The following is a 10,676-nucleotide window of genomic DNA, read 5'->3' on the forward strand; positions in this document are numbered from 1 at the left end:
GCTTCAGGTAGTAAATGATGTATCAGTTATTAGATTTTAAAACGAAAGAAATTGTTACAACCGATGATTTTGTATTTGCTGGTGAAAACACACCCTGGCAGGTGCAAATGGACCTTGATCATATCAGGCATAAAATTAATTTGGATTACTTTGTTACGGCGACACCTTGCTTATCAAAGTATTTGCCTTTAATGCCAATTAAACATCCGGCAAATTTTGTCTCTTTGCGAGAAACAGCAACACCTTTAGTTAAGAGTAAGGTCATTGGCAAGCAATTAGGCATTGAGCTTTATTTCAAAGTAGAGGGTAAAAATCCAACGGGCTCTTTTAAAGATCGAGGCTCTGCTGTTGATATTACCTTGGCAAAAGAAATGGGTGCTAAGGGGGTTGTGTTAGCATCAACTGGGAATATGGCCGCATCTTGTTCTTGTTATGCAGCCGCGGCAAAAATGCCATGTTTTATCATTGTGCCTGAAGGGGTGTCGATGTCAAAACTTGCACAGGTGATCTCTTTTGGCGGTAAGATCATTCAAGTAAAAGGCAGCTATAATGACGCGGTAGATTTGGCATATAAGATTGCCAAGTCCAAGAAGTTTTTCTTAGCAGGGGATTATGCTTTTCGTGTTGAAGGACAAAAAACAGCAGGCTTTGAAATCATTGATCAGATGCTGTTTCAAGTGCCAGATGAAGTTGTTGTTCCAGTTGGATGCGGAACAAATATCACCGCTTATGCTAAAGGCTTTAGTGAATATCAGGCTTTAGGGTTAATTGACAATATACCAAGCTTGACAGGTGTCCAGGCAGCCGGTGCAAATTCATTGGTTAAAGCCTATGAAGCAAAAAAGACAACGATCGAGCCACTTTTGTATGCAGATACGATTGCAACGGCTATTGCGGTACCTTATCCGATCGATGGTGATAAGGCATTAGAGGCGATTTATCAAACAGGTGGCCAGGCGGTTTCTGTCAGTGATGTTGAGATGCTTAAAGCACAATATGCGTTATCCACACAAGAAGGCTTATTTGTTGAAAGTGCATCAGCGGCAACGGTTGCACATTTGTTTAAACAGCATGAGCAGGGCTTATTACCCAAAGGGAAAAGAATTGTTTGTGTGTTATCTGGAGAAGGACTGAAAGACCCCAACGTCGTTTTAAAATCTGCCATCCAGCCACCGATTATCTATCCTAATGAAGCAGATTTTGACAAATTATATAACAGTCGATTCTTTGAAAACAAGTCTATGCTCTTTTTTGAGCAAAATACGGTAATCTTTGCTGATGAACCAACGGTTTCACAGGTGAAAGAGAAGTTAAACGAATTATTTGGTGATCACTATGATGAAAGTTTTGCGCAAAAAGCCCAAGCATTAATAAAGCGTTTTTTAGCAAAGGGCAAGTCGATTTATGTGTCTGATCTGCAGGATATTGTGCAAGATGCCAGAGAAATGGTTGACCATGAAAATTTAGATAGCTTGAAGGTCATCTCATTTAATGTATCAACGGCCCAGGATAAAATTGCTAAAGCCGAAGTCACGGTATCTCTAGATGGCCAGCTTTATTATGCATCAAACCAGGGAGTGGGCCCTGTTGATGCGATTATTCAAGCCTTGTGTAAAGCCTGCCCAAGCGAGGTTAACTACCAGCTTACCGATTACAAGGTACAAATTCGAGGTCAAGGGGCTGATGCCGTTGTATATGTTGAGCTTAAGATGCTAAAAGAAGGGAAAAGCTCGGTGGGCAAGGCAATTTCGCCAGATATTATTCAGGCGTCTGTTGAGGCCTTTATTGATGCTTATAATATTTATTAATTTTTAAGGAGCTTTTGTGGAAGAACTTAAACCAAAGCTTAATCGTTATAGCCGGGTGCTAACAGAGGATAAAACGCAAGGCGCCTCACAAGCAATGCTTTATGGTACAGGCCTGACAGAGGCAGATATGCAAAAGCCACAAATAGGTATTGCCAGTGTCTGGTATGAAGGGAATACCTGTAATATGCATTTAAATCAATTGGCACAATTTGCCAAGCAAGGTATGGCGTCACAAAACTTTGTTGGTATGCGATTTAATACAATTGGTGTCAGTGATGGCATTTCTATGGGAACCGATGGGATGAGTTACTCATTACAATCACGTGATTTGATTGCAGATTCTATTGAAACAGTTATCTCAGCACACTGGTATGATGGCTTAGTTGCCATTCCAGGCTGTGATAAGAATATGCCAGGATGCATGATCGCATTAGGTCGCTTGAACCGGCCTGGCTTTGTGATTTATGGTGGTACGATTCAAGCAGGAAAAGTCAGAGGCAAACCTGTGGATATCGTCAGCGCTTTTCAAAGTTATGGTGCATGCTTATCAGGCAGTATTACGGAAGCTGAGCGCAAAGAGACGATTCAAAAGGCCTGTCCTGGTGCAGGTGCTTGTGGTGGGATGTATACGGCAAATACGATGGCTTGCGCGATTGAAGCCATGGGTATGAGCTTACCCTTTAGTTCATCAACACCAGCCACCGATCCGCAAAAAATACAAGAATGCCATTCTGCTGCAGCCGTGATGAATAATTTATTGCATCTGGATTTAAGACCTAAAGATATTATGACAAAAGCGGCATTTGAAAATGCAATTACGGTGATTATGGCAATGGGTGGGTCAACCAATGCTGTTTTGCATTTGATTGCGATTGCGCACGCTGTCGATGTTGATTTAAGCTTAAAAGACTTTCAACGTATCAGCAATAAAGTACCATTGTTGGCCGATTTTAAACCAAGTGGGCAATATGTGATGGCTGATTTGCATGCAATCGGCGGGACACCTGCTGTAATGAAAATGCTGTTAAAAGAAGGCTTATTGCATGGAGCGTGTTTGACAGTAACAGGTAAAACGCTGGCTGAAAACTTATCTGAGGTAAAAGATTTGCCAGCAGATAATCCAATTATTCGGCCATTAAACAACCCTTTGAAAAAAACAGGACATCTGCAAATATTAACGGGTAATGTTGCCAAAGAGGGTTCAGTTGCCAAAATTACCGGAAAAGAAGGTGAAGTGTTTACGGGTAATGCACGCACGTTTGACTGTGAGGAAGATATGGTTGAAGCGGTTAAAGCAGGACATATTCAAAAAGGTGATGTGATTGTTATTCGTTATGAAGGACCCAAAGGCGGGCCTGGAATGCCTGAAATGTTAAAACCGACTTCATTAATCATGGGGGCAGGCTTAGGCAAAGAGGTGGCACTGATTACGGATGGACGTTTTTCAGGCGGTTCACATGGATTTATTGTTGGGCATATTGCCCCTGAGGCACAAGTTGGTGGTGTAATTGCCTTAATACAAGATGGCGATCAGATCACAATCGATGCAATAAATAACACGATCGATGTTAATGTGAGTGATGCTGAGCTGGAAAAACGACGTCAAAACTGGCAGGCGCCTGGGTTAAAAGCCCAAAAAGGGACATTAAAGAAATATATTAATCTCGTTTCATCTGCATCAAGGGGGTGTGTTACAGACAATTGAGCCAAAAGTCTGCTTGAATCTCAGGCGTCAATAAGCTAATTTATCAATTACTAGTACTAGCGATTTTTTTATTTTAAACGCATGAAAAAGCATATTATTTTTGCTGTAGTTACGCTTATTTTGTTATTGGTTGTTATTTATTTTTTATTTTTATCAAGCGCCACCAAACCACAAGCTTTGAAAATTGAGCCTACATCGGTGGAAGTTGCTGTAGTTGATTACCACAATATCCCAATAACCGCTAAAGCAACAGGCCAGTTAATCGCGCCAAATCTTGTGATTTTAAAATCGCAAATTGCAGGGATTGTACAATCCATTAATTTTAAAAGCGGGCAATATGTAAAAGAAGGCCAGCTTTTAATGCGCCTTGATGATACAAAACAGCAGGCAGATGTAAACTCAGCATTGGCAGATTATACAACGGCAAAAGCACAATTTGATCGCACGAAAACATTATTTGATGAAAATCATGTCGTCTCGCAAAGTGAGCTAGATACTGCAAAGGCAGATTATCTGCAGAAAAAAGCGCAATATGATGCAGCCTTATACCAGTTGTCTAATACAAAAATTATTGCACCGTTTTCGGGGTTTTTAACCCTGACAGATTTATCTGTTGGCAGTTATGTCTCACCAGGTGATACACTGGTAAGCCTTGTGGATAAGCGTAATCTGGAGGTTCAGTATGCCTTATCAGAATCTTATGCCAGGGATCTTAAAATAGGTCAGGAAATTAACTTTCATCTGGATGCATTTACAGATCAAACTTTTCATGCAAAAGTTAATTATATTGCACCGAATGTATCCAATGATAATCTGACTTTTGTTGTTCGTGCGCAATTTGATAATAAAGATAACCTGCTATCTCCTGGAATGAGTACCTATGTCACACAGGTATTAAAACAGGATAATAAGGTGCTAGCTGTTCCAGAGGCTTCCTTGAATGCGCAAAGTGGTGGATTTATCGTCTATATTGTTAATCAAGGCAAGGCGCAAGCTGTGCCGGTGAGCATCGGGCAGCTATACAAAGGCTATGTGAGTATTCTCTCTGGCGTAAAAGCCGGTGAAAAAGTCATTGTTTCTGCCGATGGCAGCATCTCAGATGGTTTGGCTGTTAAGGTGGAAAGCTAAGATGAAACTGTCTGAGATTTGTATTAAGCGTCCGGTATTGTCATTTGTCTTAAATGCAATTTTATTGTTATGTGGCCTATTAAGCTTTCATTATGTTAACTTTCAATTTGAGCCCAGTATTTTCAGACCACATTTAATGGTTATTACGGATTATCCAGGTGCCAGCGCTGATGTGGTGCAAAAGGATGTGACACAAAAGCTGGTCTCAGCTATTGCTGGCACAGAAAATTTAGAGTATATCGAAGCCACATCAATGCAAGGACAAAGTCAGATTAAACTAAACTTTGGCAATATTTCACAAGAGAAATTCTTAACGGCGCAATCTCAAGTGATGCAGGACATTGCTGGTGTTAATTTGCCGCAAAATGCTCAATCTCCACAGATCAGACAAAGAGGGGATGGCTCACAAGTGATGTTTATCGGCTTTAGTGATGAAAACCGTTCAGCAGCAGATCTAACTTCTTACTTGAATGAAAGCATCACCAAACAGCTAGCACAGATCCCAGGGGTGGGCGATGTTCAAGTCTTCTCACAAGGCTCGGCTTTACGTATTGAATTAGATCCAAAAGCGCTTTCACAGTTGAAAATTTCGCCAGTTGATGTGCGTGATAAGTTAGAACAGCTTAATCAAAACGTTTCTGCAGGGCAATTAATTACAGGGAATAATAGTTATACGATCAACGTCGACAGCGCGCTTGACAGTATTGAAAAGTTCAAAAACCTTATCATCGCAAAGCATAATGGGAAACTGGTTTATCTGAATCAAGTGGCAAAAATCTACCTTGGTAGCTACAGTGTGCAAAATGATATGTTAAGTATGGTGGATGGCAAACCTGGCGTTGTGGTTGCCGTTTCCCAGGCAAGTGATGCCAACCCTATTGCAGTTGCCAATGCAGTGGAAAAAGCAGTTGCCTCAATACAAAAATCATTGCCACCAGGCATGAAGGCCTCCATTGTCTTTAATGTCGCCACTTCACTAAAAGCGTCACTTTATGAGGTGATTAAGACAATCATCGAAGCGGTGATACTTGTAGCGCTGATTTCACTGATTTTTTTAGGTCGTTTACGTGCAGCTTTAGTGCCAATTGTGACAATCCCGGTGTGCCTTATTAGTGTTTTTGTGATTATCTGGCCGCTTGGCTTTAGTATTAATATGATGACTTTATTGGCATTGGTGCTTGCTGTTGGCTTGGTGGTGGATGATGCAATCGTTGTGTTGGAGAATTGTTATCGCTATCTTCAAAAAGGCCATAATGCGTTTAATGCGGCGATTTTAGGCAGTAAAGAAATTGGTTTTGCGATCATTGGCATGACGGTCACATTAGTGGCTGTTTATATTCCGGTTGCTTTTTTGGATGATAAAACGGCCGTTTTCTTTAGAGAGTTTGCTTTTACACTGGCTGCCAGTGTCGTGATTTCTGGATTTGTAGCATTGACTTTATCGCCAACCATGTGCGCGCACACCATGGGCCAGGCAAAAGAAAATCGCTATGAAAAAATCATTGCCCGGACTTTTAAAAGATTTGAAGTATTTTATCAAAAGCTATTGCATATTGTATTAAGTGTGCGTTTATGGCTTGTTGCTATTTTTATTATCCTGATTATTGCAGGTATTGGGCTTTTTCGTTTAATGCCAACAGCCTTGCAGCCCAATGATACAATTGGCGTAGTTGGTGTTAATATACAAGGGCAAAACAATGCCAATACTGATTTTATTATGAATAAACTCAATGATGTAGAGACGCATTTAAGCGCAAAAGTTTTTACACATTCTTTTGGTTTTGTAAACAACAATAATGGTCAGACACAAGGGATGTCGCTTAATATTTTAAAAAGCAATGAGGTGACAAATGCGCATCGGATATCAGCGCAGCTTAATAACGTGATTAAAGAAACAAAAGGCATTACAGGCAATAGTTTTGTGCTGCCATTGTCAGGGCATGGTGACTTTGGTTCTGGTGATATTCAGATGTATTTATTAGGGATGGATAACTACCAGGAGTTGTATAAAAAGGCAGAAAAGCTTGCCTTGGTATTAATGAAACTTCCAGATGTTGCCTATGCAAGTGTTGGCAGTGCTGCTGATAGTGGGCAGTTTGATATGGAGATTAATTATACCAATGCAGCACTTTTAGATGTGGATCCTTCCAATATTCAATCGATATTAAATATCATGTTTGGTGGATCGCAGCTTACCAATGACTACGAAGTTAATGGCCAAAGCTATCCTATTATCTTACAACTGTCAAAACATGATTTAAGTAGCTTTAATGTATTAAATCATCTATATGTTCCTTCAGATAATGGTTCGTGGGTTCAGTTGACAAGGTTAGTGAAAATAAAGCCTGTGGTGAAAATTCCTTATCGGATCACTTATAATCAACTTAATGCCATGCAGCTTTATATAAGCCTTGCACCAGGTGCGGCAATGGGTAAAGTGATCAATGAAATTCAAACGATTACACCAACACTTTTCCCTGGCACAAGTGTTGCCTTTAAAGGTGATGCCAAAGACATGCTAAAAGGCAACAACAGCATGATTATTATTTTTATTGCGGGGCTTTTGTTTATCTATTTAGTGCTAGCAGCATTATTTGAAAGCTTCCTTGATCCATTTATTATTCTGTTAACAGTACCACTTTGTGTGGTTGGTGCGCTACTTGGTTTGAAACTTATCGGTGGCAGTCTAAACATTTATACCGATATTGGTTTAATTACGCTTGTTGGATTGGTTTCCAAGCATGGTGTGCTCATTGTACAGTTCTCCAATGAGCTTTTAGCCAAAGGAGAGTCTCTCAAACAAGCAGTTATCAAAGGCGCATCGACGCGTTTAAGACCGATTTTGATGACCTCAGCCACTATGATTTTAGGTGCTTTGCCTTTGGTGTATAGTACAGGGGTTGGCGAGCATGCACGCCAGCAGATTGGGATAGTGATTGTGGCAGGCTTACTGCTTGGCTCTTTATTTTCTTTGTTTATTGTGCCAGTGGCTTATCATTTATTAAAATCAGTTCGCTATCGCCAAGGTAATTCATAATCATTAAAGTTTTTTTAACATGATTTGATTAAAACAAAAACAATATTGTCTTCAAAATATACGACGAGCTGGCCAGCTCAGCAAATCAAGCAATTAAAGCATTAAAAACTATTGAAATGGCATTGACTTTACAGGTCAAATCCTTATAATCTGATCCTGTTCTGCGGGAATAGCTCAGCGGTAGAGCACAACCTTGCCAAGGTTGGGGTCGCGAGTTCGAACCTCGTTTCCCGCTCCAGCGGCTGAGTAGCAAAGTGGTTATGCAGAGGCCTGCAAAGCCTTGGACACCGGTTCGATTCCGGTCTCAGCCTCCAGAACAAGCGTCGATACGCCCGGGTGGTGAAATTGGTAGACACAAGGGACTTAAAATCCCTCGGGACTTAACTCCCGTGCCGGTTCGAGTCCGGCCCCGGGCACCAAAATATCATTTTTCCTAAGTTTCCACTCTTTCGCAAGACAACTTTTAAGCCTTTATTTATAAGGATTTAACAGAGCTTAGTTATTTAGAGTATAGTCATTTCAATATATTTCCATACTCCCGTTTGTTTTAAATTAGATAAAATTAATATCAATACTCAGACCAAGGACTGCAGCAGCACGCTTAAGCGTACCTATCGTTAAGTTTTTACGCTCCCCTTTTTCAATACGCCAGTAGTTTTGATAAGGAACATTTAAGGCTTTGGCCACTTGTGGTGCACTCATCCCTTTTTTTTGCCTTGCTTGTTTTAGCATTGCTGGAATAGCGTATTCTAAAGAAGGGGCGACCATATAAATATCATCACCTTTAGCTTGCTTTGGTTGTTCTACTTTGTCGTTTTCTAATGCATCTTCAAGCAAAAGATCAATGACTTCAGTGGCATTTTCTAATGCTTCCTCAATGGAGTCTGCTTGGCTATATCCACCTTGGTAGTTTAAGCATTTTATAACGTAGTAGCTAAAGTCATCGTCGTGCATTTTGACAATTTTAAACGGATACTTCAACATGTCTTGCTCCTTAAAATTTAAGTTTTGTGTCTTTTTCAATTTTCTGTAATAGTCCTTTGCCTAAGTCTTTATTGCGGTGAACAGGGATAATTACAGTTATACCATTTTTAGTCAGCTTGTGGTGGGATCCTTTGACGCTTTTTAGTGCCCAACCATTTTTCAGCAATTTTTTTAGTACATCTTTCCCTGAAACTGGCATTTCAATCACTTTGTTTATTGCTATAAATTATATTATAACATTATATTATTACGTTTCAATAAAGTATAACAAAAAAATGTTATTCTTGCTTTTGTTTATCCATCAATATTGCCAACTTTGGATAGAGGAATAACACAAGTATATGTCCGATTAAGCGTGGAAATAAAGCAAGGTATAAAGCATATAGGTGTATACTGTACACTGAGGTTTGTTTGCTATACTCATATAAGTTAACTGGTGTACATTTAATGGTTCTAAGCGATTTCATGAAACAATTCTGCAGGAGTTTTATCAGGTAGAATTTCATAAAATTTATACAACACTTGACCAATTACAAAAAGATTTGGATTATTGGGTGTACTACTACAATCACCAAAGAACTCATCAAGGGAAAGTGTGTTGTGGTAGAACACCAATTACAACATTTATTGATGGAGAAAAAATACTGGTAAGAGGAGGTTAAATTGCTCAACCAAGCCTGACAAAAATCGCGTTTGAAAATAGGTAACTGTCAGGTCAGCTCTAAACTTATACACTTTATTTTCAATAAAGATGCTGCTAAGGTTCTTGCTTTTCATCAGCTTCAGCAGCATCTTGAGATGAGTGAAACAGGGTATCATCTTTTTTTGAAAAGATCTGCAGCAGTTCAACGATTTCAAAAAATCCCCTTCCCTCTGCTATCGATAGTGCCGTGGCATCATTATTATTCCGAAGATTAGGTTTAGCAGCACTGGCCAGCAATTGTTGAACTATATTATCATTTCCTTTTTTAGCTGCACATATAAGTGCCGTGTTACCATAATTATTCTGGATATCAGGATCAGCACCACTGGCCAGTAATCGTTGAACTATATCAGCATGTCCATGTTCAGCTGCATACATAAGTGCCGTGCCACCATCATTATTCTGGATATCATAATTAGCACGGCTATCCAGTAATCATTTAACTATATTAGCATATCCGTTGAAAGCTGCAAACATGAGTGCCGTGATACCATTATTATTCTGGATATCAGAATTAGCACCACTGGCCAGTAATAGTTCAACTATATCCACATGCCCTCTGCCAGCTGCAATCATAAGTGCCGTGACACGATCATTAGCCTGGATATCAGGATCAGCACCGCTATACAGCAATAGTTCAACTATATTATCATGTCCACTGTCAGCTGCATACATAAGTGCCGTGGCACCATAATTACCCTGGATATCAAGATCAGCACTATTATGCAGCAATAGCTCAACTATATTAGCATGTCCATTTTGGGCTGCAAACATGAGTGCTGCGTTACTATTATTATTCCGAAAATTAGGTTTAGCACCATTGGCCAGCAATAGTTCAACTATATTAGCATGTCCATTTTGGGCTGCAAACATGAGTGCTGCGTTACTATTATTATTCCGAAAATTAGGTTTAGCACCATTGGCCAGCAATAGTTCAACTATATTCACATGCCCTCTGCCAGCTGCATACATGAGTGCCGTCTTATCACGATTATCCTGAAGATTAGGACCGGCAGCACTGGCCAGCAATTGTTGAACTATATCATCATGTCCACTTTCAGCTGCCCACATAAGTGCCGTGTCACCACGATTATCCTGAAGATTAGCATCAGCATCTCTGGTGAGTAGTAGTTGAACTAATGGCACTAAGTTAAGCCGCACTTTTGTATAAACCTCGAGCTTTTTTTAGTGGAGGATCTGTCTTTGTTCTGCGTTTTCTGCACCGAGGCTCTTTGCGTCCTGTTCTGTTGGCGACCTGTTTCTGGACAATGATTTTAAACAGTGGTCTGAGCATTTCTGGATCGTCTTTGC

At 40.1% G+C, this 10,676-nt stretch carries 8 protein-coding genes, 3 tRNA genes and 1 pseudogene; 8 read left to right on the plus strand and 4 right to left on the minus strand.

Going from position 1 to position 10,676, the window contains the following annotated elements; translation table 11 throughout:
* Positions 1-14 precede the first annotated feature (14 nt).
* The 7 genes from thrC (at position 15) to DNK84_RS08265 (ending at position 8,097) form a co-directional block, all read left to right on the plus strand.
* Complete coding sequence (gene thrC, locus DNK84_RS08235; RefSeq protein WP_235826864.1) at positions 15-1,808, plus strand: threonine synthase; 1,794 nt, start codon at positions 15-17, stop codon at positions 1,806-1,808.
* Between the two features lie 16 nt (positions 1,809-1,824).
* Positions 1,825-3,513: a dihydroxy-acid dehydratase gene (gene ilvD, locus DNK84_RS08240; protein WP_119344068.1), complete on the plus strand. Its 1,689-nt coding sequence runs from the start codon at positions 1,825-1,827 to the stop codon at positions 3,511-3,513.
* Positions 3,514-3,594: 81 nt separating this feature from the next.
* On the plus strand, positions 3,595-4,641 hold the full coding sequence (locus tag DNK84_RS08245) for an efflux RND transporter periplasmic adaptor subunit (protein ID WP_119344069.1): 1,047 nt from the start codon (positions 3,595-3,597) through the stop codon (positions 4,639-4,641).
* Positions 4,574-7,678 (plus strand): efflux RND transporter permease subunit, encoded by a 3,105-nt coding sequence (locus DNK84_RS08250; protein ID WP_162902314.1) that lies wholly within the window; start codon positions 4,574-4,576, stop codon positions 7,676-7,678. The genes DNK84_RS08245 and DNK84_RS08250 overlap by 68 nt, the downstream gene beginning before the upstream one ends.
* Positions 7,679-7,841: 163 nt before the next feature.
* Positions 7,842-7,916 (plus strand) — tRNA-Gly (locus DNK84_RS08255).
* A gap of 2 nt (positions 7,917-7,918) precedes the next feature.
* A tRNA-Cys gene (locus DNK84_RS08260) sits at positions 7,919-7,992 on the plus strand.
* 16 nt (positions 7,993-8,008) lie between these two features.
* Positions 8,009-8,097, plus strand: a tRNA-Leu gene (locus tag DNK84_RS08265).
* Between the two features lie 133 nt (positions 8,098-8,230).
* On the opposite strand, the gene DNK84_RS08270 is transcribed toward DNK84_RS08265, so the two are convergent.
* Together DNK84_RS08270 and DNK84_RS08275 are read right to left on the minus strand one after the other, a co-directional pair.
* Positions 8,231-8,662, minus strand: a complete 432-nt coding sequence (locus tag DNK84_RS08270; RefSeq protein ID WP_119344071.1) for a type II toxin-antitoxin system HicB family antitoxin — start codon at positions 8,660-8,662, stop codon at positions 8,231-8,233.
* 10 nt (positions 8,663-8,672) lie between these two features.
* Positions 8,673-8,861 (minus strand): type II toxin-antitoxin system HicA family toxin, encoded by a 189-nt coding sequence (locus tag DNK84_RS08275; protein ID WP_119344072.1) that lies wholly within the window; start codon positions 8,859-8,861, stop codon positions 8,673-8,675.
* Between the two features lie 256 nt (positions 8,862-9,117).
* Between DNK84_RS08275 and DNK84_RS08280 the strand changes: the two are divergent.
* Positions 9,118-9,324: pseudogene (locus DNK84_RS08280) on the plus strand (integrase core domain-containing protein); the annotation flags it as partial.
* Positions 9,325-9,419: 95 nt separating this feature from the next.
* Here the strand turns inward: DNK84_RS08280 and DNK84_RS08285 are convergent.
* Together DNK84_RS08285 and DNK84_RS08290 are read right to left on the minus strand one after the other, a co-directional pair.
* On the minus strand, positions 9,420-9,797 hold the full coding sequence (locus DNK84_RS08285; protein WP_119344074.1) for an ankyrin repeat domain-containing protein: 378 nt from the start codon (positions 9,795-9,797) through the stop codon (positions 9,420-9,422).
* 3 nt (positions 9,798-9,800) lie between these two features.
* Positions 9,801-10,526, minus strand: coding sequence for an ankyrin repeat domain-containing protein (locus DNK84_RS08290; RefSeq protein WP_119344075.1), 726 nt, complete (start codon positions 10,524-10,526; stop codon positions 9,801-9,803).
* Positions 10,527-10,676 lie beyond the last annotated feature (150 nt).

Origin of the sequence: Facilibium subflavum (assembly GCF_003574485.1) — a bacterium.
GTDB lineage: Bacteria > Pseudomonadota > Gammaproteobacteria > Francisellales > Francisellaceae > Facilibium > Facilibium subflavum.

Excerpts from the sequence above, each read along its gene's own strand:
- DNK84_RS08245 (WP_119344069.1), top strand. The coding sequence starts at position 3,595 with ATGAAAAAGCATATTATTTTTGCTGTAGTTACGCTTATTTTGTTATTG.
- DNK84_RS08275 (WP_119344072.1), bottom strand. The coding sequence starts at position 8,861 with ATGCCAGTTTCAGGGAAAGATGTACTAAAAAAATTGCTGAAAAATGGT.
- thrC (WP_235826864.1), top strand. The coding sequence starts at position 15 with ATGATGTATCAGTTATTAGATTTTAAAACGAAAGAAATTGTTACAACC.
- DNK84_RS08270 (WP_119344071.1), bottom strand. The coding sequence starts at position 8,662 with ATGTTGAAGTATCCGTTTAAAATTGTCAAAATGCACGACGATGACTTT.